Here is a 23,605-nt window from a genome sequence, read left to right as displayed (position 1 = left end):
TTGCTTAACTTAGCCAAGTCTCCAAGCTTAACCCCTTGACTATACCCGTCGCTGCGATCAAGATATCCTCAGTTTGGATCATCAGCCCACGGCGCTGCAAATCGGCATGGATCGCCGCTGCCTGCTCAAAGATTTCCATATCATCCAACGTAACGATTGGCACAATTTTCATAAAAGCCTCAGACTTTCTCATTTGTCCTGTCGCATTTTTGACCAGCAAACCTCGTCGAATTTCAAAGTAAGTCACCCCACACATCAACAGGTTTTGGTTTTGCGCTCGATACAAACCAAAATTCTGAATGATGATGGCATCTTGACGCATGATGAGGGAAACGATATTGGTATCTAACAGATAGCTGATTGTCATTGATTACCTTCCCTCAATTGCATCAATTAGCTCATCTAATTCCTGTGGACTAATATCCTTACCTGCTGTTGCCCACAAATGCATTGCCATGATACTATTGCAGCGATCGCGCAAATCCTCATCGGAGATCGCCGCAAATGTCTCTAACAAATGATTCTCTGCAACCGTTTGGAAAATGGTCTTTACCATCTCCTCCGCCAGTAAATCTTGCCGATAAAGCTCCTCCTGCACCATCAAATCATCAACAACATCTGCAATCCTTTGGCGTACTTGTTCGCGATTTACTGTTACCACAGACATTCGCATTCCCTCCTGTATTTTCAACGTCTTAACTCCTTACATTTTATATCTAGTCTGAATAATCAGTTATGCTATGTCGAAGTTTGCATGTTTCCGATAGGATCTAAAAGAAGAGAACACTTTAAAGTTGGGAGAAATAGAACATAATGGATCTGGTTGCGCTCCAGAATAGCTTGGATAATCTAAGCTTTGCCGTCCTTTTAGTGACGATGTTACTCTATTGGTCAGGGATGGCCTTTCCAAAAATCCCCTATTTAGCTGCTTTGGGAACCGCAGGGATGGCGATCGCCAATCTCTCTATTGCTTCCTTGCTTGGCGCTCGTTGGATCGAAGCAGGATACTTTCCCCTCAGTAACCTCTACGAATCCCTATTTTTCATTGTTTGGGGACTCACCGCCACCCATCTGTTGGCTGAATATCTGAGCCGTTCTCGGTGGGTGGGTGCAGTGACTTCACCCGTTGCCATGGGGATTACCGCCTTTGCTGCCCTCTCTTTACCAGATACGATGCAGGTGGCTGAACCCCTTGTACCTGCACTTCAGTCCAATTGGCTGATGATGCATGTGAGTGTCATGCTTCTGAGCTATGCCTGTTTGATGGTGGGTTCCCTGTTGGCGATCGCCTTTTTAATCGTCACGCGGGGCCAAGCCGTGAGCCTTGCGGGTAGCTCCTACGGCAATGGCAACCGTCGCCAAACCCCTCTGAATCAGATGGAAACCGTCTCCGATCTACCTGCTGTTCAGTTCAGCAGCAATGGCAGTGCGATCGCCGAGCGCAGTCAAGGGGTTACCACTCTAGAGCGGATCGCCCTCGAAACTACTCCAACTTGGTCACCAGAAACCCTGAGTCTTGCCCAAGTTTTGGACAATATCAGCTACCGGATGATCGGACTGGGCTTTCCCCTACTCACCATTGGCATTATTGCCGGAGGAGTTTGGGCGAATGAAGCTTGGGGATCGTACTGGAGTTGGGACCCGAAAGAAACCTGGGCCTTGATCACCTGGCTGGTGTTCGCTGCCTATCTCCATGCTCGCATTACCAAAGGCTGGCAAGGTCGCCGTCCCGCCATTCTTGCGGCTGCCGGTTTCTGTGTCGTCTGGGTGTGCTACATGGGTGTTAATCTATTGGGCAAAGGGTTGCATTCCTATGGCTGGTTCTTCTAAACCAGATTGGAGCGACTTACACGCCAAGTTCCAGAGTACATTGCGATCGCGGCCCCAACTGCTCCCCCCCCAGGAGTCGTTGTTGGTTGCCGTTTCGGGAGGCCAAGATTCTGTTTGCCTCCTGAAACTGCTCCTAGACTTGCAACCCAACTGGGGATGGTACTTAGCTGTTGCCCACTGCGACCATCAAATGCGCTCCGATTCCGCAGCCAATGCCCAGCATGTCTCAGAGATGACTGGACATTGGAACCTCTCATTTTATCAAAAAAACGCAGAACAGCCCCTTCAAGGGGAAGCTGCTGCCCGCTCCTGGCGTTATCATGCCTTGATAGGACTAGCCGAAACCCATGGGTTTTCCAGGATTGTAACGGGTCATACCAAGAGCGATCGCGCCGAGACCCTGTTACATAACCTGATTCGCGGTAGTGGACTCGATGGACTTGCGGCTCTGACGTGGCAGCGTCCCCTGACAGAAAACGTGCAACTGGTACGTCCGATGCTGGAAATTGGGCGATCGCAAACCGCCCAATTTTGCCAACACTTCCACCTCCCCATCTGGGAAGATAGCACCAATCAAGAGACCCGCTACACCCGTAACCAGATCAGATTGCACCTCATCCCTGCCCTAGAAGCCATTAACCCCCAAGTCCAAACCCATCTCGCTACCACTGCTGAACTCCTAGATGCCGATGTTGAGTATCTCGAATCCATAGCGAAAACTCTTTATACCCAAGTCTCGCAACCCAACTTACCCCAACTCAACCGCCAACTTCTCGCAGACGCGCCCCTATCCCTAAAACGGCGTGTCATCCGCCAATTTCTGATGCAATGGCTACCCCATGCCCCCAACTTTGCCCAAGTTGAAAAAGTTACTCAGCTGATCGCCGCGCCCAACCGCTCCCAAACCGATCCCTTTCCCGGCGGAAGGATTGCCTGTGTCCATCATCCCTGGATTGAATTGAAACTGTAAGTAAAAATTGTCAGTAGATCAGTATCAATCAATCTTTCTGATACATATTTATCTCTCCAATATCTACTGTATTTGAAAGACTCAAGATCCATTCAATCGCAGAAATTATATCCGCCAGTGAAATAGGGACTTGTTCTGTAACTCTACCCTCTTTAATGTCGTCGATTACTTCTTCGGTAGCAACATTTCCTGGATTCAGAACTGTAATACCAATCTTATAATCACGTAGAGCAAGTTTTAACGACTGGGCTGCTCCCCTTAACCCATATTTAGATGCTGTATTCGCTACTTCGATTGTTGGAGAATGATCCAACCCTGATAGTGCGCCAATAAATATAGCTCTTGGGTTGTCAGATTTAGCAAGATTCTTAGCAAGCTGCTTAGTCAGTTCAATTGGCGCAATCGTATTTACAGCTATTACAAAGCGAGTTTCTTCGTCAGGACTTGTCATAAAGTCATAGTGTTGGGTAAATGCACCATTCTCCCAAACTCCCCCCATAAATAGAAGGGCATCAACCGTTGATTCACCAATACTATTGACAATTGATTGTATGCCTTCTGGAGTAGAAATATCTGCTTGAATCCATTGTCCTGCCATAGGTTGACTTCTGGAGACTGAAAATATAGCATCCCCTTTTTTTGCAAAGTGCTGCACGACAGCCGCACCAATGCCTCGACTCGCTCCTACTAAAACAATTTTTCTTTTACCTGAGTGCATGTGTCACATTATTACTATAATTAACCTTAAAACTCGGAATACGAATTCAATTTTGCGACCATTTCCGCCCGGGCACGAACGCCTAATTTTCTCAACATAGGTTGCTGATCTGGCGATCGCTTGAAATAAAGGATGAAGAGAGGGAGGCATAACTTAAAAGTGTACCCACGTGAGGACTATTAGCAATAGCTAACTTTCCCTAGAATTATTTCATAACCAGACGTTTCGTACAACTAAGAGTAATGTCTAAACTACAAATTGGCTTTCTTATTTATCCAGGTGTCGTTCAGCTTGATGTCATGGGAGCCTATCAAGTTCTCGATTTTCCACCTAATACACAGCTCCATTTAATCTCAAAGAGTCTAGATCCCATTGTCAGTAACGAAGGTCTGACCTTTACTCCAACTGTAACCTTTGTAGAGTGTCCAACCCTAGATGTTATTTGTGTTCCCGGTGGAAGTATGGGACAAATTGAGGTGATGAAAGACCCTGAAACTTTGCACTTTCTACAACAGCAGTCAAAATCTGCTCAATATGTGACCAGTGTGTGTACAGGTTCAATGATCTTAGCAGTCGCGGGTTTACTGCAAGGCTACAAAGCGACTTGTCATTGGGCATTTCGAGATCAACTAGCGATGCTAGGGGTTGAAGTGATACCTGAGCGAGTGGTAATTGACCGCAATCGCATTACGGGGGCTGGGGTGACTTCAGGGATTGATTTTGGCTTAACCCTGCTGGCTTTACTCTGCGGTGAAGAAATCGCCAAGATGACGCAGTTGATGATGGAGTATACCCCTGAACCCCCTCTGAATGCGGGTACACCAGAAAAAGCGGGTCAGGAAATCGTACAGACTTTGATGGAGTTTGGGAAACCTCTTCTCGAAGCGTTTCTTACTCAAACAAGAGAGAGCGCAGCTCAACTCAACTTGGAGAGTTAACTCTGATGCTCCCGATACACTTTTCAACTGATGGACACTTCCGCGCGAAGGCGATCGCCCAATAGTGCAACCAAGATTCTAACGGGTCTAAACTTTCTCGCTCAAAACCCTCTTTTAACTCTTGATGGTAGGGCGCTATTTTGACACAAGGGTGGCAAATCTCAGCAGAGGGATGCCCACCCTTGTGTCAGTGTATTTAGGTTTATGTAGCCCTCCGAAAATCAAAAGATATCAGGATTAACGTACAAAATTGTCTGTTTCGTGAGCTGATCCCAAGTTGCTATCACTCATCTCCTCAATCAAAAAATCAAGAAAAGCCCTCACCTTGGAGGTGAGATAGCGCTTGGAGGGATAAATTGCATAAACGGTCGCCTCATTGGGCAACCATTCAGCCAATACCGTCTGTAAATGTCCCTTTCTCAGATCTTCTCTAACATAGATCCAAGGGATGAGGCTCAAACCAAAGCCTGCTCGCAAAGCATCACGAATAGCAAGACTGGAGTTGACCTTATAGCGGCCCTTGATCGGAACAGTAACCGTGCGATCGCCCTTTTTAAACGTCCAAACATTAGCGTGACCCGATAGTGTAAATTGAATACAGACATGATTTGTTAGGTCTTCCGGTAATGCTGGTATGCCATACTGCTCAAAATATGATGGTGCACCACAGACCACATGCCTCAACGTCATCAGCTTTCTCGCGATCAGACTGGAGTCTTCCAGGTTGTCACTCCCTCGCAGCGCCAGATCAAAACCCTGTTCAACAATATCGACGCGGCGATCGTCCAATTGTAGGTCAAGCGACACCTCTGGATAGCGAGTCAGAAACTTTGGTATAGCAGTCGATAGGCAGAGCAGTGTTACAGTCATCGGTGCGCTCACCCGTAACAGCCCCCTTGGGGTTTCTTGAGTGGCCCGAAGGGCATCATCAGCTTCTGCTAGATCATTCAACACACGGACAATGCGCTCGTAATACAGCGCACCGGCTTCCGTTAAACTCATCCGTCTAGTGGTGCGATTAAAGAGCCGTACTGCAAGATATGCCTCCAGCTCACTAATATTCTTGCTCACGGCTGCTGGCGAAAGACCTAAATGCCTTGAAGTTGCAGCAAAGCTGCCCAGTTCAACCGCATGGCGAAACACATTTAAGGCAGTCAAATGTTCCATCTATTATTCACTCTTAGTAACGACTTTAGTAAATAAATTGCTTATTGTTTATTTTAAGTGAATAAATTAGCATACAGGCAAGGCATTAAGAACGCCGTGGTTTTGTCTCTTACATATCTCTATTTGCCATGAAACGGAGTAACTCCTTGTTCGATATTCTGCTAACTGCTTTGGCTCCCATAGCTTGGGGAACAACCTATGTGGTAGCCACCGAGTTCTTACCACCCGGTCACCCGCTATTGATAGCAGCTCTCCGTTCACTTCCCATTGGCATCTTGCTGACGATCGCGCTTAGACATCTTCCTCAAGGGATCTGGTGGTGGCGAATCATAATTTTGGGAGGCTTAAACATTGGGATCTTCCAGGCCTTATTATTTATTGCAGCCTATCGTCTGCCTGGCGGTGTTGCGGCCACAGCAGGCGCAATTCAACCCTTACTCGTGGTGTTGTTTGCTTGGCTGATCTTGAATGAAAAGCCCTCTAAGTTAACGATCTACGTTGGAATCTCCGGTTTTCTGGGTGTGGGTTTATTAGTCTTGAGTCCTGGTGCAAAACTAGATTGGATCGGCATCCTGGCAGCGCTTGCCGGAGCGGTATCCATGGGACTAGGAACAGTACTGACCAAACGGTGGAAGCCTCCAGTTCCTGTCCTCGTTTTTACAGCATGGCAATTAGTTGTAGGGGGGGCTTTGCTCTTCCCCATTGCCCTGATGGTTGAAGGGCCGTTTACTTATCTTTCGAGAACTAATATCCAAGGCCTTATTTACTTGGGTGTTATTGGCACGGGTCTGGCTTATCTGCTGTGGTTTCGAGGGATTGCACAGCTTAAAGCTTCAGCAGTTTCCTACTTGGGATTGATCAGCCCTGTGATGGCGACAATGATTGGCTTTGTTTGGCTTCAGGAGACATTGACGCTGATGCAACTCATTGGAATCGCGATCATCTTCACAAGTGTTTTATTGGGTCAAAAAGTCAACGTATCCGGTCAGCAACGAAAAACACCGTTGTATAGTAATGGAGACATTTCTAATCCTCAACCATTGGGAAATCCAAGCCGATCTCGATGACCAAGAACAAACTCTACGTCTTTATTCTAGATTCGCGAATAGCGAATAACTCCCCTTGAGTTTGACGATTTTGCTTTGCTTTATCATTCAAACTTGATTAGTAACCATAACCATGAACGAGTTAAAGACTACGTATGAATGGCAATGCCTTCCTTTATAGCAGTAGACATAAATTGTTGATTTTTAATCAATAGACACTTCGGCTCGAAATAGCAGCTTTTGCTGATAGCGATATCCTGGCATCACCACGGTCACTAAGCTTCCTGGCTCGGCTATTCCCTGGGTGAGTTGATGCCATTGGGGGTCATAGGGAATGCGATCGCCAACTGCTCCTATTGCTTCTAACCGCCAACTTTGTACAAGATGCTCAACCGGTTTGACCAGTTTCACCAAATTACTGGGTTTGATATTGGCTTGCTGTTCCACTTTAGCCACGGCGATCGGCCAATAGCGCAACCAAGATTCTAACTGGTCTAAACTTTCTCGCTGAAAACTCTCTTTTAACTCTTGATGTTGTTGTTTGAGTTGTAGTTGAAGGCGATCGTATTCTTGCCGCAATTCAGTTACTGGATCGGGTAATTGTCCAAGAGCGGATAACAATTCTGGCGCACCAATGTGTAGCGCTGTCGCTAATTGCCGCAACGTACTCATTTTCAAATCGTCTATTTTACCTTGACGGATGCGCCGCAATTGTTTTATCGACACTCCTGAACTTTGACTCAAAGCTGTCCAAGAGTTTAAACCCACCTTTTCCATTAAAGGTTGAAGAACAGAATTCAAGGGAAATTTTTCGTCTACTTCAGTCATGTATTGCTTCGCACGGTAATGGGTAATGGGGGGATGGGGAGATAGGAGGATAGGGGGATCTTACAATTGAATGATTTTCTCCGATTGTGCCTCCATAGATCCTCAGATAGGCCTGAATTCTATAAAATTATCCCTTCTCCGCGTCCCCGTTTCTCCGTGTCATCCCCTAACTTTGTGCCATTTGGCTACGGATACGAGCCAATAATCGCCCGAGTTCTCCTACCCAAAGAATAATGGAGGTTCCACCCCAAATCACTAACCAATCCTGGAGATGGAGGGGAACCGTTCTAAAGAAACCATCACCCCATTGAACAATGATAATTTGTCCAAACAGGATTACCGCAGAAATGATTAAAAAGCCAGGATTATCGGGTAGGTTTTTGAAGACGGAATCTTTTAAGCCAAAGCATTTGGCATTAAATAAATTCCACCAGTTGACCATGACAAAGGTGGTAAAGAAGAGGGAAAGTTCATAGGGGTCAACCATTCCATCTTGCTGAATATAAAGGAGAAAGGCGACAAAAAAGATCAGGAATACAAAGGCCACCGATAAGAGTTGTTTAGCCATCGATGGCGTGATGATAAAGGCTTTCGGATTACGAGGAGGATGGCGCATGACCATCGGGTTGGGCGGATCGGTGGCTAAAGCGAGAGCTGCAAAGGTATCCATAATCAGGTTGACCCATAACAGTTGGGTGACAGTTAAGGGTAAATTGATGTTGATAAAGGGGCCGAGTAGGGCAATGCCACAGGCAGCCACATTAATGGTGAGCTGAAACAGGATAAATTTTTGAATGTTTTGATAGAGCGATCGCCCCCACATGACAGCATTTTCGATACTCTTAAAGGAGTGATCCAGGATAATAATATCACTGGCTTCTTTGGCTACTGAGGTACTTTCTTGACCCATGGCTAATCCCACTTGCGCTTGATTAAGGGCGGGTGCGTCGTTAGTTCCATCTCCGGTAACCGCGATGACTTCGCCATTTTCTTGTAAAAGTTTTACCAATCGTTGTTTATCCGCAGGACGGGCACGAGAGAGGACTTTTAAGTCCCGAACAGCCGTTCGTGCTTGCTCGTCGTCAAGTTGAGCAAAGTCTTGACCCGTTAAAAAGCATTCTGGGCCATCCTCATCGGTAACTAACCCAATTTGACGAGCAATATATTTGGAGGTGTTAGGATTATCGCCAGTGACAATTTTAACGCCCACATGGGCCCGTTGACAGGTTTTAATCGCTCTGGGTACATCGGGGCGAATTGGGTCAGCAATAGCCACAAAGCCTAACCAAATCATGGGTTGGCTCATGAGGCGTTCAATCTCAATTTCCGCTTCAGGATAGGGGAGAGTTAAGTTATCCCGATAGGCAAATCCTAACAGCCTCATACCATGGGCTTCGTAGGTTTGCATAGTTTGGGCGATCGCGCTATGGCTGGGAATCGGTTGCACTCCTTTTTCGGTCAGAATATGACTACATTGGGCTAACACAATTTCTGGCGCGCCTTTAATGTGAATAATGGGGCGAGAAGGCTCCGCATCACTGGCACGATGGCGAGAATAACCCAAGGTGGCCATATATTTCCGTTCTGGGGAAAAAGTTAACTGGTTTAAAGTGCGAAAACGTTCCCGTTCTTGTTCATAGTTATGCTGCTGATCGTCTAACCATAAGAGCAGCGCTCCTTCAGTAGGATCGCCAATCGGTATAACCTCTTCTTGGCCTAAATTGAGGTTGCAACTGCGCTGTAAATTGGCGGTACTATTAATGGCGATCGCCTCAGCCATCAGATCTAAGTCTCCTCCAAAACAAGCCTCACTCACTTGCATCTTATTCAGAGTCAAGGTTCCCGTCTTATCGGAACAGATCACCGTAGTTGCCCCAATCGTCTCGCACGCTTGCATTTGGCGCACCAGGGCATTTTGCCGGGTCATGCGTCGCATACTATAAGCCAGGCTCAAAACCACACTTAAGGGTAAGCCTTCGGGAACCGCCACTACAATCACCGCTACAGCAATCATAAAATAGGTCAGTAGGGACGTGGCCGCTTCTGCGGTGATCCAAGTTTGCGCTGTTTGCGGAACCCAGTTAAACAGCCAACCGATACCCAATCCCCCCGCTAGCACCAATACTCCGATGGCCAAACTTTTGAGCCATGCAAATAAACCCTCATCTTCTAACCATTCTGGGGATTTCATCTGGGGTTTAATCAAGCTCAATCCTTGATAGACAATGGGTAACCAAACCTTAGTTAAGGCGATCGTCACGCTTAGAATAACTAAACTGGTCACATACCACTGTTGGCCACTGAGATTAAATTCATCTGCCAAAATACCCCGCACAATTAAGGCCGAATCAATTAAAACAGCAATTAACAACCCACAAACCCCAATCAACTGACTCAGGCGATCGAGTTGTTGATTCAGGGGCGTTTTTTCCTCTGTTGGCCCAGCAGCCGCCCGTGCAGTGCGTCCAATTTCTGTTTGATCGCCGATGGCAATTACCTCCAGAATGCCATGGCCATCTACCACAATGGTTCCTCGCATCACCTGATCTGGAGGATAGGCTGTAGAACTAACCGTCACTTTCTCTAACTGCTTAGAGGTCACCTTAGTCACGGGTAGAGTTTCTCCAGTCAAGCTAGACTCATTAATCTGAAACGATACTGCACCAATGACTAAACCATCAGCCGGGACTTCATCTCCGGCTTCAAGTAAGACCACATCTCCAACTACAATCTCCTTTCTGGGGACTTTACTAAAAATGCTATTGCGGACTACAGTTATGGGGACTTCATCATTGACTTGGTTGAGAATATTAAATTCTTGGGTTGCCTTAAACTCATTGATAAACGAAACTGTAGTCGCTAAAAAAATCGCGATCAGAATCCCCAGACCTTCCAAATATTCTCCATCGACAAAGCCAATGGTCATGGCCAACAGTGCCGCCACAATTAGAATCCGAATAATAGGGTCTTCATACTTTTCTAGATAAAGTTTCCACCAAGGCGTTGGTTCTGGTGGGGTGAGGAGGTTGAGTCCATACCGTTGGCGACTCGCTTCAACTTCTGTCGCTGTTAGCCCCCACAGGTGTTTTGACTCTTCCAGGTGAGGTTGATGTTTTTGAATGGTCATTTGCCGTTTATATTATACAAGGGTTGAAGTTGGGTTTTAAAGACGTGGGGTATATACAGATTCTCTCTTCTATGAAGTACAGCTTGAAGCCTCAGACCCTAAGTCATATAAGCTATTACCTATTGCTAGAGTGCGAAGCGCTATATCAAGCTGCTCCATATTCTTCCATCATGATTGAATTTTGACGAAAATGCATCTGTTATCCTCAATCATTAAAGAAATGTTAACAAAAGGCTAGGTCAACCATCGCTTGAGTAGAGTGCGTTAATGATGCACCCTACTTGTGGAGAGAGTTAACCGGGATTAAAAATAGGGGAGTTGATAGACTCACGAAGCTAAAGCCACCGTGAGTCTTGACTGTTCACTGTGACTAGCAGCCTGACATGAGAGAACTAGAAAAGCTGTTCTAGAAGAACGGGGTTTTAAATCCAAGGGGTTCGATAAAAATGGAGGCGGCCAAATCCAAGAAAAGCTTTTTGGGGTTTTTCTCCGTGGGGAAAGGCGGTTACGCCAAATAGATATACGCCGGTTACATTGGGATTTCTCACGGGATACAATCCAACGGTAAATGTTGTTCCAGGGGGGATGGGTTCCTCTAAAGTGAGGGTAAGAGTCCGCTGGGCGATCGCCACCTCTTCTATGCTAAACGATCTACCCCGATTCCGGCGATCGCCGGCAAAAACCCTTGTCCGTTGAGCCTCATACCGAGGGACATCAAACCCTTGAGTTTGGGTGATTTCTAGCGTCTTGAGGGGTTCACTGGCATCTTCAGGGAGTTCGATAGTGAAGTAATAGGCGGCACTCCAAGCGCGAATAGTATTATTGGTGGTGGTAACAGAGATTAACCGAGGGACTCCCGCAAAAGCTGTAATTCCATCTCGTAGAGTAACCGCATAAATGGGTGAGGATAGAGGCATGGCTAGAATAGGAGAACCAACGGTCAATGCCAAAAGGGAAAACGGCAACACCAATGGTTTATAACCCTGTATCCAATTACCCATTACCTTTACCTCATTGATAGTATGTTTTTTGTCAATGGTGAGAATATGCCAACTTTGGGGACATCGTAGACGCAAAGCGGCTTCTCGAAGCGTTACGCCCCTACCTCCACACCGCCCTCATCCCGTTTTAGTTGATTTTACCCTAGCTCAACAGAACAGCTCAAAGTGCGATATAATAAACTACTACATTTATTGAACCAATCTAGCGTTGGAGGTTTGATTGTCAAAATTTCAATTAAAAGTTCTCTGGTTAGAGGATAACGTTGCTATTACCGTCGATCAAGTGGTAGGAAAAGGCTTGAGTCCATTGACTTGCTACTTTTTCTGGCCCCGTAATGACGCTTGGCAACAACTCAAAGATCAACTCGAAGAGAAACACTGGATTGATGAGCCTGATCGAGTTGGACTCCTCAACCAAGCAACGGAAGTGATTAATTACTGGCAAGAGGAAGGTCAAAAACGACCGATGTCAGAAGCTCAAGCCAAATTCCCAGAAGTTGTCTTTACCGGTAGCAGTTGAACCCTGCTGGTAATGGGGAATGGGTTAGACCTTTTCCCTTAAAGTCCGCTTTTTTTTCGGCTGTTACCTTGGGGGGGCAAACGCTTAGAACTTATGTTCCGCCAGAAAACAAAGCCCTCCTCTAGTTCCGAGGAGGGTTTAGGTTTTACTAAGGGCTGAGGATATTCCTCTATAACTTGACCATGCCACCAGCAGCTTGGAATTTTGCCCTCGCCCGCTTTAAGGCTTGGGTCGCTTGAAACTGTTCTTGACGGTCATCAACATTAACTTTGCTCAGGCGTTCTTGGGCTTTTTGATAAGCACTTTCAGCCTCTTCCAGATTAATATTGCCACCCACTTCTCCCCCATTCACTAGGATGGTCACTTCATCATCATCCACCTCAGCGAAACCACCCATCAAAGCAATGGGTAACCATTCTTTTTGGGATTGGGGGCGCACTTGCATTACACCAATATCGAGAGCAGACAAGAGGGGAGCGTGACCACTGAGAATTCCCAGTTGTCCAGTCGTACTCGGTAAAATCACCTCATCCGCCACATCATCCCAGACAGTCTTATTAGAAGCAATAACACGAACTTTTAGGGTCATGAGTTGATTGAAATTCTAGATTGAGAACTTATTTTTGAAGTTTTGAGCGTTAATTTTTAGGTTGGGTTTACTCAGGATGTAACCCAACCTAATGATCGGAATGCTAGAGATTAACCCTTAGCAGCCAATTTTTCCCCTTTGGCGATCGCCTGACTAATATCGCCTACCATATAGAAGGCCTGCTCAGGCATATGATCCAGCTCTCCAGAAAGGATCATCTTGAAGCCTTTGATCGTCTCATCAAGCTTCACATATTGACCCGGAGAACCGGTGAACACCTCAGCCACAAAGAACGGTTGAGATAGGAAACGCTCAATTTTACGGGCACGAGCAACCGTCAGACGGTCATCTTCAGACAACTCATCCAGGCCCAGAATGGCAATAATATCTTGCAGCTCTTTATACCGTTGCAGCGTAGACTGAACTGCACGAGCCGTTTGATAGTGATCGTCACCCACAACACTCGGTTGTAGCATAGTCGAGGTAGAACCCAGAGGATCAACCGCTGGATAAATCCCCTTAGAAGCCAAACCGCGAGACAATACCGTGGTTGCATCCAAGTGAGCAAATGTAGTTGCTGGAGCAGGATCAGTCAAGTCATCCGCAGGAACATAAACCGCTTGAATCGAAGTAATCGAACCTTCACGGGTCGAAGTAATCCGCTCTTGCAATTCACCCATTTCCGTACCCAACGTCGGCTGATATCCTACCGCCGAAGGCATCCGACCGAGCAGCGCTGATACTTCAGAACCCGCTTGTACAAACCGGAAAATATTATCGATAAACAGCAGTACGTCTTGCTTACTCACATCACGGAAATATTCCGCCATCGTCAGAGCAGAAAGACCTACCCGCATTCTTGCTCCGGGGGGTTCATTCATCTGACCATAAACCAGAGCTACCTTAGATTCGCTCAAGTTGTCCGCATTAATTACCCCAGATTCAACCATTTCGTTGTAGAGGTCATTTCCTTCACGGGTGCGCTCGCCCACGCCACCGAATACGGATACACCACCATGGGCTTTCGCAATATTGTTAATCAGCTCCATGATAATAACGGTTTTGCCCACACCTGCTCCACCGAAGAGGCCGATTTTACCCCCCCGACGATAGGGAGCGAGAAGGTCTACCACCTTAATACCCGTTTCAAAGATAGAAGGCTTGGTTTCCAGGTCGGTGAGTTTGGGGGCTTCCCGGTGGATAGGAGAAGTATCTTCGCTGGTAACCGGGCCTTTCTCATCCACTGGATCGCCTAGGACATTGAAGATCCGTCCTAGGGTGACATTTCCTACAGGTACACTAATCGGCGCACCCAAGTCAACAATGTCCATACCTCGTGTGAGTCCATCTGTAGCGCTCATCGCCACAGCGCGGACTTGGTTACCACCGAGGAGTTGTTGTACTTCGCAGGTGACAGAACGCTCTTGTCCATCTGCATCTTGTTTAACGACTCGGATTGCATTATAGACCTGGGGCAATTTGCCACTGGGAAATTCTGCATCAATAACCGGGCCAATGATTTGAACAATTTTACCAACGCTTGTTTGCTCTGATGTAGCTACCATATCTTCGCCTATTGTGATTGCTGCTCAAGAATATGACTGGGGACAGTCGCTTTTTTTCCTAACAGTTGGAGTTTTACAGGAAGAGAAGAGACGGTTTTAGGGACGAATCAATTTCCTCTGGATGCGAGGGAGTTGATCCCAGCGTTCAGAGGAGGGGATCGGGCCTCAATCCGGTTGAGCTTCCTGTTTCCTCACGAGGGTAATTCTTAAAGGGTTTAAGTTTAAGAATTTGACATCCTCACTGGGCTAAAGACCCGGTGATTCTTCGCCGCGCCACCTTGTGTATTCAGTGGTCGCTGAATGGGGTTGACGCTTCAATCGATAGTGCTGTTTTAGAAACAGTCTTATCTGTTCTTCCACGTCCGTTTTAAGTCTCGGACTGCCCGACCGCGACTCATTAAGTCATCTTTCAGATTATCACGGGATGTTCACCCAACAATAGGGGAATGGGGAATAGGGAATAGAGAATAGCGAATAGCCTCTCTCGCCTATCCTCTCTATCTCCCTACCCTAGGGTACGGTAACCCGTACTGTTTCGCCTGTTGCAAGGGTTGCTCGCCTCAGATTACATTAGCACTCAGGAGTTGAGAGTGCTAACGACTGACATAGCCCCTCAGTTCCTTAAACCTGATTAACTTTTTACAATCAAATCGGAGAAGATTTTCCTATGGCAGCAGTATCCCTGAGTGTTTCTACAGTTAAACCCCTTGGCGATCGCGTCTTTGTTAAAGTCAGCGAAGCTGAAGAAAAAACCGCTGGTGGTATCATTCTGCCTGATAACGCCAAAGAGAAACCCCAAGTGGGAGAAATTGTCCAAGTTGGCCCAGGCAAACGCAACGAAGACGGTTCCCGTCAAGAGCCAGAAGTCAAAATTGGCGATAAGGTTCTCTACTCCAAATATGCTGGAACCGACATCAAACTCGGTAATGATGACTATGTTTTGTTGTCTGAAAAAGACATCCTTGCTGTAGTAAGCTAACTGGCTGACTGCTAACCCTCCTCTACATAAACCTATCCATTTCTATACACTGATCAAGGATCTGAGAACACTATGGCAAAACGCATCATCTATAACGAAAACGCTCGTCGCGCCCTGGAAAAGGGAATGGACACTCTGGCTGAAGCAGTAGCCGTTACCCTAGGGCCTAAAGGTCGGAATGTGGTTCTAGAGAAGAAGTTTGGCGCTCCCCAAATCGTTAATGATGGGGTGACCATTGCTAAAGAAATCGAACTCGAAGATCATGTGGAAAATACAGGTGTTTCCCTGATCCGTCAAGCGGCTTCTAAAACTAATGATGCTGCTGGTGACGGAACCACCACCGCTACCGTATTAGCCCATGCTATGGTCAAAGCGGGTCTACGTAACGTGGCGGCTGGTGCTAACCCTATTGCCCTGAAGCGCGGTATTGATAAAGCGACCGGTTTCTTGGTAGACAAAATTGCCGGTCACGCTCGTCAAATCGAAGACTCCAAAGCGATCGCCCAAGTTGGCTCTATCTCCGCCGGTAACGACGAAGAAGTGGGAACCATGATTGCTGAAGCCATGGATAAAGTCGGTAAAGAAGGGGTCATTTCCTTAGAAGAAGGAAAATCCATGACTACCGAGCTGGAAATCACCGAAGGGATGCGCTTCGATAAAGGCTATATCTCTCCCTACTTCGCCACCGATACCGAGCGCATGGAAGCGGTTCTTGATGAGCCTTACATCCTGCTAACCGATAAGAAAATTACCCTGGTTCAAGACCTCGTACCGGTTCTAGAGCAAGTAGCTCGCTCTGGCAAACCCCTCCTAATTATTGCTGAAGACATCGAAAAAGAAGCTCTAGCGACCCTAGTGGTCAACCGTCTGCGTGGTATTCTAAATGTCGCTGCGGTTAAAGCGCCTGGTTTCGGCGATCGCCGTAAAGCGATGCTCGAAGACATTGCGGTACTCACTGGCGGTCAAGTCATCACGGAAGACGCAGGTCTAAAAATCGACAACGCCAAACTCGATCAACTGGGTAAAGCACGCCGTATTACCCTCACCAAAGACAACACCACCATTGTTGCAGAAGGCAACGAACAGGGTGTGAAAGCCCGTTGCGAACAAATCCGCCGTCAAATGGATGAAACGGATTCTTCCTATGACAAGGAAAAACTGCAAGAGCGGTTAGCGAAACTGGCTGGTGGCGTTGCCGTAATCAAAGTCGGTGCGGCTACCGAAACCGAAATGAAAGACCGCAAACTGCGCCTCGAAGATGCCATCAACGCGACTAAAGCTGCGGTTGAAGAAGGTATCGTTCCTGGTGGTGGTACAACTCTAGCTCACCTTGCTCCTAGCTTAGAAGAATGGGCGAATGCTAACCTGAGCAACGAAGAACTGACAGGTGCTTTAATCGTCAGCCAAGCTCTGGTTGCTCCTCTGATGCGGATTGCTGAAAATGCCGGTCAAAACGGCGCAGTTATCGCTGAACGGGTGAAAGAAAAAGACTTCAACGTGGGCTACAATGCTGCGGATAACAGTTTCGGCGATCTCTTTGAAGCCGGTATTGTTGACCCCGCGAAGGTTACTCGCTCTGCCATGCAAAATGCGGCTTCTATCGCTGGCATGGTCTTGACTACCGAATGTATTGTTGTAGACAAGCCCGAACCCAAGGATAATGCGGCTGCGGGCGCAGGTATGGGTGGTGACTTCGATTACTAATTCCCCATCTACTACATTGAATAGTTTCTAGTCTTCATCCCCCGGTTGCTATGGCAACCGGGTTTTTTCGTGTCATGTAGCAGAGCATGAGTTGGTTCGGACAGGCACAAGTTTGGATTAATCTAGGTGGAGAGATGAGGATCGGCAAAGAGGGGACAGATCTGTAAACCGACTGGGGTATCAATCACGGCAACTTGCACGCCAAAAACAGCCGCTAGGGTTTCTGGGCTTAAGACGGTTTCTGGGGAGCCAACGGTGAATAACTGACCTTGTTTGAGGAAGGCGAGACGATCGCTATATCGAGCGGCTAAATTAATTTCATGTAAAACGGTGATAATTGTTAGATTTTGCTCTTGATTCAGACGCTTTAATAAGTCCAACAATTGCAGTTGATAATGGATATCTAAATAGGTTGTGGGTTCATCTAACAGCAGTACCCGGGGATTTTGGGCTAAGGCTAAGGCCAGAAATGCCCGTTGGCGCTCTCCTCCAGAGAGTTCACTAACCGGTCGATCGCGGTATGCTTGTAGCTCAGTTTCTGCTAAAGCCTCTTCAACCGCTTGGCGATCGCCTGATTCTAAATCCCATTGCCACCATTCCAAATAAGGATTACGCCCTAAACTGACCAACTGATAAACGGTTAGCCCCATGGGAGGTGAGGATTGTTGGGGTAAAATAGCCAACTGACGCGCTACCTGATTGGGGGACAACTCATGAATGGAGCGACCCTCTAATAATACAACGCCTCCTTGGGGGGAGAGCAAACGACTCAATAGTTTGAGAAACGTCGATTTACCGGAGCCATTCGCCCCCACTAAACTCAACCATTCTCCAGTCTCTAAACTCAGGTTAATCTGTTTAACAATTGTTTTTTGGTGATATCCACCACTTAAGTTATCAGTAACAATGGGCATGGCAATGATTGAGTTCAGTAAGTATAGTGCTTTGCGCTAGGCAATAGGGAAGAGATTGCTTGATTCCGCTGGCGCAAGCTTTGCAATGACATACAGCGCTTTGCGCTGTAATGACCAACCCTACTGCTCTTGCACTAAACGAAGATAGTTTTGCTGTAACTGAATTGTTTCTTCGGTCATGCGATCGCACAGTTGCTTTTCTACATTGCTGAGTTCTTCCCAAAAGAGGGCAGAACGGTTCGCTCGGATCGCTTCGTCCCAGAGGAGGGTGAGCAGAGCAGCCGCTTGGGGATTGTCTTGCGCCAGGCGATCGCACCATTGTCTAAATTCTGCTTTAGCCCTCTCGTGGGTTTCCAACTTATGGGCTAGCTCAATGCATTCTTGCAGGTACTGGCGATCGCCCTCCCATGCTCTTGAGTCGGATCTTGAGTCCATGATTGAATTCACCCTCAAAATTTAACAATTTGTTCCAGATTAGTGTATTGTAATAAAAATTAATACCCAAAAACCACCTCTTTTGTCATCCTCTGGGCAGGTTAGCGCCTAACCCCGGTTTTTGGCTATATTCCTGAGCTGACCTGTCCAACCTTGACTCCTGCCGTCCCTTCCCAAAAGTATGAGTAAACAGCGCATTCTTTCTGGTGTTCAACCCACCGGTAACCTTCATCTCGGTAACTATTTAGGTGCGATCCGGAACTGGGTTGAGGGACAAAGCGAATATGAAAACTATTTTTGTGTGGTCGATCTCCATGCAATCACGGTTCCTCATACCCCAGAAACCCTAGCCGCCGATACTTATACCATTGCAGCGCTCTATCTAGCCTGTGGTATCGATTTAGAGCATAGCACCATTTTTATTCAATCCCATGTCCCTGCCCATAGTGAATTAACCTGGTTGCTTAACTGTATTACTCCTCTAAACTGGTTAGAAGATATGATTCAGTTTAAAGAAAAAGCGATTAAACAGGGCGAAAATGTAGGCACAGGATTGTTAGATTATCCTGTGTTAATGGCAGCGGATATTTTGCTCTATCAAGCCGATCGCGTGCCCGTGGGAGAAGATCAAAAACAACATCTAGAACTCACTCGCGATATTGCAGCTCGCTTTAATCATTTTTATGGCAAAGGAGAAACGGTACTGAAGTTACCCAATCCTTTGATTAGAAAGGAAGGCGCACGGGTGATGAGTTTGACGGATGGCACGAAAAAGATGTCAAAATCCGATCCGAGCGAACAAAGTCGAATTAGTGTACTCGATCCCCCAGAGGCGATCGCTCGCAAAATTAAGCGCTGTAAAACCGATCCCGTTCGGGGCTTAGAATTTGATAATTTAGACCGGCCAGAATGTCATAACCTATTGAGCCTTTATATGCTACTCTCTGGACAAACGAAGGAAGCAGTAGCAGCAGAATGTCAAGAGATGGGATGGGGACAATTTAAGCCCTTGCTGACGGAAACCGTGGTAGAAGCGCTCAAACCCATTCAAGACAAATATCAGGAAATTATGGGCGATCGTCCGTATCTAGAATCAGTTTTGCGCGAAGGTCGGCAAAAGGCAGAGGCGATCGCTTCTCCTACCTTAGCTGAAGTCAAAAAAGCCCTCGGCTATTCCAGTCCCTTGTAAATAACATTACTTTTTTTATTATGGTTAATTCTTTTCGTCAAGCCTTACATTCAGGAGAATTCCTAGTGACGGCTGAAGTTATGCCCCCCAAAGGAGGCGACACCAGCCATATGATAGAAATGTCTAAACACCTGAAAGGCCGGGTTCATGCAGTCAATATTACTGATGGTAGTCGTGCGGTTTTACGCATGTGTCCCTTGGCTGCCAGCGTGCTTTTATTGCAACAAGGGATTGAACCCATTTGCCAAGTCGCTTGCCGCGATCGAAACCGTATGGGCATTCAAGCCGATCTCATGGGGGCCAATGCTTTAGGCATTCACAATATTCTCGCCCTCACTGGAGACCCACCAAAAGCTGGAGATTATGGCGATGGTCGCCCCGTATTTGAACTCGAATCAGTACGTCTGTTGAAAGTCATTGACCTCCTCAACCAAGGGTTTGACGCTCATCAAAAGAAACTCCCCGATGGCCCCCTCAACCTCTTAGCGGGAGCTGCGGTAGACCCCCAACTTGACAGTTGGTCAGGATTGCAACGACGGTTTAAAAGAAAGTTAGATGCTGGCGCTCAGTTTTTCCAAAGTCAAATGGTCACTGATTTTGAGCGTTTGGATAAATTCATGACCCAAGTTGCCGCCGGATCGGATAAACCTATTTTAGCCGGAATTTTCTTACTCAAATCCGCTAAAAATGCCAAATTTGTTAAGCGCTGTGTGCCCGGTGTTCATATTCCCGATTCCTTGATCGAGCGCCTCGCCAATGCAGAAAAACCACTCTTAGAAGGCATGAAAATTGCCGCTGAACAAATTAAACTGGCTCGCAATATTTGTCATGGTGTCCATCTGATGGCGGTGAAGCGCGAGGACTTAATTCCCCAAATTTTGGATTTAGCCGATATTGGGCCTCTGTCTTAATTTTTGCGTTGATATGACATTCATCTCTCTTTGGTAGGCAGGGGAGACAAGGGGCTAGGGGCCCCTTGTTCTATTAAGATTGCAGATATAAAGGAGTGGACTCTCTACTCGCTAAAGACTAATATTTCGGCACAGAAGGATCGACTTCATCACTCCAGGCTAAAATTCCGCCCTTCACATTAATACCTTCAATGCCTGCTTCTTTGAGAATACCCAAAGCTGTAGCCGATCGCCCTCCCATCTTACAATGGGCAATTAGCTTATGACCATTGAGCAATTCCTTCACTTTATCGACCCCTGTTCCGTCTTCAATGTCTGCTAAAGGAATCAACACTGCACCAGGAATTTGGGCAATATCGTATTCATGGGGATTACGGACATCAATTAACAGTATATCGTCGGCACTACTATCGAGCAGGGCTTTCAATTCCGTAACTGTCATTTCCGGAATTGCCGATTGCTGTTGAGCTTCCTGTTCTCTGGCTTGAGGAATGCCACAAAACTGCTCGTAATCAATCAATTTGTCGATGACCGGGCGCTCTGGATTGGGTCTTAATTTTAACTCCCGGAATTTCATATCTAGGGAATTATATAAGAGCAAACGACCGCTTAACGTTGTTGGGGAACCGAGGATAATTTTGACAGTTTCTGTCGCTTGAATGACTCCAATCATTCCGGGTAAAATCCCTAACACACCTCCTTCTGCACAAGAAGGAACCATTCCCGGCGGTGGGGGTTCGGGATAGAGGTCGCGATAGTTGGGCCCCCCTTCATAGTTGAAGACAGTGGCTTGTCCTTCAAACCGGTAAATTGACCCATAAACATTGGGTTTATTGAGTAAAACACAGGCATCATTCACCAAATAGCGGGTGGGGAAGTTATCTGTTCCATCCACTACGATGTCATAGGGTTCAACGATCTCTAGAGCGTTTTCTGAACTTAGGCGCGTTTCGTACAGATCGACTTGGCAATAGGGGTTAATCTCGTGAATCCGATTTTTAGCCGATTCAATTTTGGGTTTCCCGACCCAGGATATGCCGTGAATGACTTGACGTTGAAGGTTAGAGCGATCGACGATATCAAAGTCAACGATACCAATGCGTCCGACACCGGCTGCTGCTAGGTAGAGCAGTAGGGGTGAGCCGAGACCCCCTGTACCGATACACAGAACACTGGCCGCTTTGAGGCGTTTTTGCCCTTCCAGTCCAATTTCTGGCAAAATCAGATGGCGAGAGTAGCGTTCGTACTCTTCTGGGATGAGTTGAATATCGTCCAGATTAGGATTGAGCATAGAAGTTTAGGGGACAAGTTGCAAGAATTTCCCATATGGAGTCTCTTATTGTAACGCTCTCTTTCACCCGTGGGTATCTGTGTTAAGAATATTTTCGAGTGGCGAGGGTTGGAATTGGCGATTTCCATCTAAAACCCAGTCGTTAATCACTGTGGCGCGTCCTTCGATGACGGAGACGATGATATAGTGGTAATCTTGCCAAGCTAAGAGGCGATCGCACTCCGAAGGCACAGCGGGATGATCGGGATGGGAATGATAGAATCCCACAATCTGGAGATGGCGAGAACGGGCATCTTTTTGTAAGGTTAGCAGGGTTTGGGGGGCGATCGTATACCGTTCCCGTTTCGTCTTTCCCCTCATCCCCATCTCTTCTAGTCGCTCTGCCATCTCTTCATTCCAACCATTCTCCGTCCGCACCACCTCCACCAAAACCCTCTCATCTTCCTCAATTGTACCCAACAACACCCCACAGCATTCTTGCGGATAACACTCCTGTGCATGAGCGCGAATGATCTCTAGATGCTCCGATTTAACCTGCATTTTGGCCCGATATCAATAATCAGATGTAAGTATGATAGTTGTACCATAGCGATCGCCAGTAGGGAAGCGATCGCGGAACAGGGACAGTTTAGACTGAGGCGATTGTCAAGTGATGCGGAGTATGATGGCGATCGACCTAGACATTGCTCTAGCTGGCTACGGATTCTCTGATAATTTTGATTTGTCCTCGCCGTACCGCTCTTAAGATACGATGTACTGCTTTGTGTTCTTCGCAGTTAGAACTGAGTATTTGGAAGGTTGTTTGCAGGAAAAACCACTCTTCAAAAGAGATGGCATTGATAGAACCGACTGAGCCAAACAGATCTGAGATATAGTCGGATACTCCTTCTGTGCTAGTTAACATGCTTATTTTTCCTAATTCGTTATGTTCCTATCCTCTCCCAATTCTTTTGAATAGTGGGTGATACCCCTCATAGCCAATGATGATCTTTTACGAGCCAAACTGTGATGGGAATTGAGCTGTGCTGGCGACGGCGATCACCATAGTATGGCGATCGCCGAACGTACAACTGGGGACGCTAAACCCCCATGATATTAACAACAACAGAACACTGACTCAAAGAGAGCTACAGCTTGCAATTCCTAGATTTCATCCCATCCGGTTACCCCAGAGGACATCACATAACTGGTGACTCCTGCTTCAAAGAAATTCGCCTTCGTATGACCTTCTTTCTTCGTATCCGAAAAGCGCTCTAGATGAGCATAGGGACTCTTCTTGTACTTATCATCTGCGTACAAAGGCGGAAGACCGATCGCTCCTAAGCGAATATTCGCCAAGTATTTCGTATACTGCTCCGTACTCGCATCCGTAACTCCCAGGATTTGGTTGCCAATAATATGGTTGGTCCACTGACATTCATGGCGCACGGCTTGATCGAACATTTCATAAACTTGATCGAGCGAATGGGGAAACACCGTCATCGCTTCCGGAATAATTTTTTGATAAAGACGGACATGGGATAATTCATCTCGATTAATCAATTTGAAAATATCCGCACTTCCTGGCATCAACATCCGCGAAGCTAGATTATAGAAAAAGCAAAAACCATTGTAAAAATAAAGCCCCTCCAAAACATAATCTGCTACCAAAGAAATGAAGTAATTTTCTGGAGTAGGATCGTCAACATACTGCTGATAGAGTCCTGCCACAAACGTACACCGCTCTTTCAATACTTTATCGGTGCGCCAGAAATCATACACTTCATTCCTTCTCTCTGAAGGAATAATGGTCTCTATCATGTATTGTTATCTAAGCTAAAAGGTCACCCTTTTAACTCGACTTCAGAACGGAACGTGAAAGTTTCCCTTCATTCCGCTCCTGG

23 protein-coding genes and 1 pseudogene are annotated in these 23,605 nt (G+C 46.7%); 9 read left to right on the top strand and 15 right to left on the bottom strand.

Features of this window, described 5'->3' with window-relative positions; all coding sequences use genetic code 11:
* Positions 1-4: 4 nt before the first annotated feature.
* Both J7529_RS03185 and J7529_RS03180 read right to left on the bottom strand, forming a co-directional pair.
* Positions 5-367 (bottom strand): PIN domain-containing protein, encoded by a 363-nt coding sequence (locus J7529_RS03185; RefSeq protein WP_318727800.1) that lies wholly within the window; start codon positions 365-367, stop codon positions 5-7.
* Between the two features lie 3 nt (positions 368-370).
* The gene (locus tag J7529_RS03180) at positions 371-667 is read right to left on the bottom strand and encodes a hypothetical protein (RefSeq protein WP_318727799.1); all 297 of its coding nucleotides are present in this window, start codon (positions 665-667) and stop codon (positions 371-373) included.
* 146 nt (positions 668-813) lie between these two features.
* Between J7529_RS03180 and ccsB the strand changes: the two genes are divergently transcribed.
* The gene (gene ccsB, locus J7529_RS03175) at positions 814-1,830 is read left to right on the top strand and encodes a c-type cytochrome biogenesis protein CcsB (protein ID WP_318727798.1); all 1,017 of its coding nucleotides are present in this window, start codon (positions 814-816) and stop codon (positions 1,828-1,830) included.
* Positions 1,814-2,800 carry a tRNA lysidine(34) synthetase TilS gene (tilS, locus tag J7529_RS03170; protein WP_318727797.1) on the top strand — a complete coding sequence of 329 codons (987 nt, stop codon included), beginning with the start codon at positions 1,814-1,816 and terminating at the stop codon, positions 2,798-2,800. The genes ccsB and tilS overlap by 17 nt, the downstream gene beginning before the upstream one ends.
* Positions 2,801-2,828: 28 nt before the next feature.
* On the opposite strand, the gene J7529_RS03165 is transcribed toward tilS, so the two are convergent.
* Complete coding sequence (locus J7529_RS03165; protein ID WP_318727796.1) at positions 2,829-3,518, bottom strand: SDR family oxidoreductase; 690 nt, start codon at positions 3,516-3,518, stop codon at positions 2,829-2,831.
* Between the two features lie 242 nt (positions 3,519-3,760).
* Between J7529_RS03165 and J7529_RS03160 the strand changes: the two genes are divergently transcribed.
* Entirely contained in the window at positions 3,761-4,456 is a 696-nt protein-coding gene (locus tag J7529_RS03160) for a DJ-1/PfpI family protein (protein ID WP_318727795.1), read from the top strand.
* Positions 4,457-4,693: 237 nt separating this feature from the next.
* Here the strand turns inward: J7529_RS03160 and J7529_RS03155 are convergent, their stop codons facing one another.
* Positions 4,694-5,623 (bottom strand): LysR family transcriptional regulator, encoded by a 930-nt coding sequence (locus tag J7529_RS03155; RefSeq protein WP_318727794.1) that lies wholly within the window; start codon positions 5,621-5,623, stop codon positions 4,694-4,696.
* A 128-nt stretch (positions 5,624-5,751) separates the two neighbouring features.
* Here J7529_RS03155 and J7529_RS03150 point away from each other — a divergent pair, with 128 nt between their 5' ends.
* On the top strand, positions 5,752-6,690 hold the full coding sequence (locus tag J7529_RS03150; RefSeq protein WP_318727793.1) for an EamA family transporter: 939 nt from the start codon (positions 5,752-5,754) through the stop codon (positions 6,688-6,690).
* Positions 6,691-6,873: 183 nt separating this feature from the next.
* Here the strand turns inward: J7529_RS03150 and J7529_RS03145 are convergent, their stop codons facing one another.
* The 3 genes from J7529_RS03145 to J7529_RS03135 form a co-directional block, all read right to left on the bottom strand.
* Positions 6,874-7,497 carry a helix-turn-helix domain-containing protein gene (locus J7529_RS03145; protein ID WP_318727792.1) on the bottom strand — a complete coding sequence of 208 codons (624 nt, stop codon included), beginning with the start codon at positions 7,495-7,497 and terminating at the stop codon, positions 6,874-6,876.
* Positions 7,498-7,663: 166 nt separating this feature from the next.
* The gene (locus tag J7529_RS03140; protein ID WP_318727791.1) at positions 7,664-10,624 is read right to left on the bottom strand and encodes a calcium-translocating P-type ATPase, PMCA-type; all 2,961 of its coding nucleotides are present in this window, start codon (positions 10,622-10,624) and stop codon (positions 7,664-7,666) included.
* A gap of 422 nt (positions 10,625-11,046) precedes the next feature.
* Entirely contained in the window at positions 11,047-11,625 is a 579-nt protein-coding gene (locus J7529_RS03135; RefSeq protein ID WP_318727790.1) for a DUF2808 domain-containing protein, read from the bottom strand.
* 220 nt (positions 11,626-11,845) lie between these two features.
* Here J7529_RS03135 and J7529_RS03130 point away from each other — a divergent pair, with 220 nt between their 5' ends.
* A complete protein-coding gene (locus J7529_RS03130; RefSeq protein ID WP_271945277.1) occupies positions 11,846-12,145 on the top strand; it encodes a 30S ribosomal protein PSRP-3 in 300 nt (99 codons plus the stop codon).
* 169 nt (positions 12,146-12,314) lie between these two features.
* On the opposite strand, the gene atpC is transcribed toward J7529_RS03130, so the two are convergent.
* Both atpC and atpD read right to left on the bottom strand, forming a co-directional pair.
* Positions 12,315-12,734 carry an ATP synthase F1 subunit epsilon gene (gene atpC / locus J7529_RS03125; RefSeq protein ID WP_318727789.1) on the bottom strand — a complete coding sequence of 140 codons (420 nt, stop codon included), beginning with the start codon at positions 12,732-12,734 and terminating at the stop codon, positions 12,315-12,317.
* Positions 12,735-12,844: 110 nt separating this feature from the next.
* Positions 12,845-14,299, bottom strand: a complete 1,455-nt coding sequence (atpD, locus tag J7529_RS03120; RefSeq protein WP_271945271.1) for a F0F1 ATP synthase subunit beta — start codon at positions 14,297-14,299, stop codon at positions 12,845-12,847.
* Positions 14,300-14,966: 667 nt separating this feature from the next.
* On the opposite strand from atpD, the gene groES reads away from it, so the two are divergent.
* Together groES and groL are read left to right on the top strand one after the other, a co-directional pair.
* The gene (gene groES, locus J7529_RS03115) at positions 14,967-15,278 is read left to right on the top strand and encodes a co-chaperone GroES (protein WP_271945269.1); all 312 of its coding nucleotides are present in this window, start codon (positions 14,967-14,969) and stop codon (positions 15,276-15,278) included.
* A gap of 72 nt (positions 15,279-15,350) precedes the next feature.
* The gene (groL, locus tag J7529_RS03110; RefSeq protein ID WP_318727788.1) at positions 15,351-16,982 is read left to right on the top strand and encodes a chaperonin GroEL; all 1,632 of its coding nucleotides are present in this window, start codon (positions 15,351-15,353) and stop codon (positions 16,980-16,982) included.
* Between the two features lie 122 nt (positions 16,983-17,104).
* On the opposite strand, the gene J7529_RS03105 is transcribed toward groL, so the two are convergent.
* Both J7529_RS03105 and J7529_RS03100 read right to left on the bottom strand, forming a co-directional pair.
* Positions 17,105-17,896: an ABC transporter ATP-binding protein gene (locus J7529_RS03105; RefSeq protein WP_318727787.1), complete on the bottom strand. Its 792-nt coding sequence runs from the start codon at positions 17,894-17,896 to the stop codon at positions 17,105-17,107.
* Positions 17,897-18,016: 120 nt separating this feature from the next.
* Positions 18,017-18,331 (bottom strand): hypothetical protein, encoded by a 315-nt coding sequence (locus J7529_RS03100; protein ID WP_271945259.1) that lies wholly within the window; start codon positions 18,329-18,331, stop codon positions 18,017-18,019.
* A 181-nt stretch (positions 18,332-18,512) separates the two neighbouring features.
* Between J7529_RS03100 and trpS the strand changes: the two genes are divergently transcribed.
* Both trpS and J7529_RS03090 read left to right on the top strand, forming a co-directional pair.
* Positions 18,513-19,520 (top strand): tryptophan--tRNA ligase, encoded by a 1,008-nt coding sequence (gene trpS / locus J7529_RS03095; protein ID WP_318727786.1) that lies wholly within the window; start codon positions 18,513-18,515, stop codon positions 19,518-19,520.
* 20 nt (positions 19,521-19,540) lie between these two features.
* Positions 19,541-20,431 (top strand): methylenetetrahydrofolate reductase, encoded by an 891-nt coding sequence (locus J7529_RS03090; RefSeq protein ID WP_271945253.1) that lies wholly within the window; start codon positions 19,541-19,543, stop codon positions 20,429-20,431.
* 118 nt (positions 20,432-20,549) lie between these two features.
* Here J7529_RS03090 and moeB read toward each other — a convergent pair whose 3' ends face one another.
* The 4 genes and pseudogenes from moeB to J7529_RS03070 form a co-directional block, all read right to left on the bottom strand.
* The gene (gene moeB / locus J7529_RS03085; protein WP_318727785.1) at positions 20,550-21,722 is read right to left on the bottom strand and encodes a molybdopterin-synthase adenylyltransferase MoeB; all 1,173 of its coding nucleotides are present in this window, start codon (positions 21,720-21,722) and stop codon (positions 20,550-20,552) included.
* A 63-nt stretch (positions 21,723-21,785) separates the two neighbouring features.
* Positions 21,786-22,262 carry a M67 family metallopeptidase gene (locus J7529_RS03080; protein WP_318727784.1) on the bottom strand — a complete coding sequence of 159 codons (477 nt, stop codon included), beginning with the start codon at positions 22,260-22,262 and terminating at the stop codon, positions 21,786-21,788.
* A 148-nt stretch (positions 22,263-22,410) separates the two neighbouring features.
* Positions 22,411-22,626 carry a hypothetical protein gene (locus J7529_RS03075; protein ID WP_271945245.1) on the bottom strand — a complete coding sequence of 72 codons (216 nt, stop codon included), beginning with the start codon at positions 22,624-22,626 and terminating at the stop codon, positions 22,411-22,413.
* A 239-nt stretch (positions 22,627-22,865) separates the two neighbouring features.
* Positions 22,866-23,528, bottom strand: a pseudogene (locus J7529_RS03070) (ribonucleotide-diphosphate reductase subunit beta); the annotation flags it as partial.
* Positions 23,529-23,605 lie beyond the last annotated feature (77 nt).

The sequence above is a fragment of the Roseofilum sp. Guam genome (assembly GCF_017746735.1).
Classification (GTDB): domain Bacteria; phylum Cyanobacteriota; class Cyanobacteriia; order Cyanobacteriales; family Desertifilaceae; genus Roseofilum; species Roseofilum reptotaenium.
Note: the sequence above shows the minus strand (reverse complement) of the source record. Positions and strands in the feature narration are given on the sequence as shown.

Excerpts from the sequence above, each read along its gene's own strand:
- J7529_RS03185 (WP_318727800.1), bottom strand. The coding sequence starts at position 367 with ATGACAATCAGCTATCTGTTAGATACCAATATCGTTTCCCTCATCATG.
- J7529_RS03180 (WP_318727799.1), bottom strand. The coding sequence starts at position 667 with ATGTCTGTGGTAACAGTAAATCGCGAACAAGTACGCCAAAGGATTGCA.
- ccsB (WP_318727798.1), top strand. The coding sequence starts at position 814 with ATGGATCTGGTTGCGCTCCAGAATAGCTTGGATAATCTAAGCTTTGCC.
- tilS (WP_318727797.1), top strand. The coding sequence starts at position 1,814 with ATGGCTGGTTCTTCTAAACCAGATTGGAGCGACTTACACGCCAAGTTC.
- J7529_RS03165 (WP_318727796.1), bottom strand. The coding sequence starts at position 3,518 with ATGCACTCAGGTAAAAGAAAAATTGTTTTAGTAGGAGCGAGTCGAGGC.
- J7529_RS03160 (WP_318727795.1), top strand. The coding sequence starts at position 3,761 with ATGTCTAAACTACAAATTGGCTTTCTTATTTATCCAGGTGTCGTTCAG.
- J7529_RS03155 (WP_318727794.1), bottom strand. The coding sequence starts at position 5,623 with ATGGAACATTTGACTGCCTTAAATGTGTTTCGCCATGCGGTTGAACTG.
- J7529_RS03150 (WP_318727793.1), top strand. The coding sequence starts at position 5,752 with ATGAAACGGAGTAACTCCTTGTTCGATATTCTGCTAACTGCTTTGGCT.
- J7529_RS03145 (WP_318727792.1), bottom strand. The coding sequence starts at position 7,497 with ATGACTGAAGTAGACGAAAAATTTCCCTTGAATTCTGTTCTTCAACCT.
- J7529_RS03140 (WP_318727791.1), bottom strand. The coding sequence starts at position 10,624 with ATGACCATTCAAAAACATCAACCTCACCTGGAAGAGTCAAAACACCTG.
- J7529_RS03135 (WP_318727790.1), bottom strand. The coding sequence starts at position 11,625 with ATGGGTAATTGGATACAGGGTTATAAACCATTGGTGTTGCCGTTTTCC.
- atpC (WP_318727789.1), bottom strand. The coding sequence starts at position 12,734 with ATGACCCTAAAAGTTCGTGTTATTGCTTCTAATAAGACTGTCTGGGAT.
- atpD (WP_271945271.1), bottom strand. The coding sequence starts at position 14,299 with ATGGTAGCTACATCAGAGCAAACAAGCGTTGGTAAAATTGTTCAAATC.
- groES (WP_271945269.1), top strand. The coding sequence starts at position 14,967 with ATGGCAGCAGTATCCCTGAGTGTTTCTACAGTTAAACCCCTTGGCGAT.
- groL (WP_318727788.1), top strand. The coding sequence starts at position 15,351 with ATGGCAAAACGCATCATCTATAACGAAAACGCTCGTCGCGCCCTGGAA.
- J7529_RS03105 (WP_318727787.1), bottom strand. The coding sequence starts at position 17,896 with ATGCCCATTGTTACTGATAACTTAAGTGGTGGATATCACCAAAAAACA.
- J7529_RS03100 (WP_271945259.1), bottom strand. The coding sequence starts at position 18,331 with ATGGACTCAAGATCCGACTCAAGAGCATGGGAGGGCGATCGCCAGTAC.
- trpS (WP_318727786.1), top strand. The coding sequence starts at position 18,513 with ATGAGTAAACAGCGCATTCTTTCTGGTGTTCAACCCACCGGTAACCTT.
- J7529_RS03090 (WP_271945253.1), top strand. The coding sequence starts at position 19,541 with ATGGTTAATTCTTTTCGTCAAGCCTTACATTCAGGAGAATTCCTAGTG.
- moeB (WP_318727785.1), bottom strand. The coding sequence starts at position 21,722 with ATGCTCAATCCTAATCTGGACGATATTCAACTCATCCCAGAAGAGTAC.
- J7529_RS03080 (WP_318727784.1), bottom strand. The coding sequence starts at position 22,262 with ATGCAGGTTAAATCGGAGCATCTAGAGATCATTCGCGCTCATGCACAG.
- J7529_RS03075 (WP_271945245.1), bottom strand. The coding sequence starts at position 22,626 with ATGTTAACTAGCACAGAAGGAGTATCCGACTATATCTCAGATCTGTTT.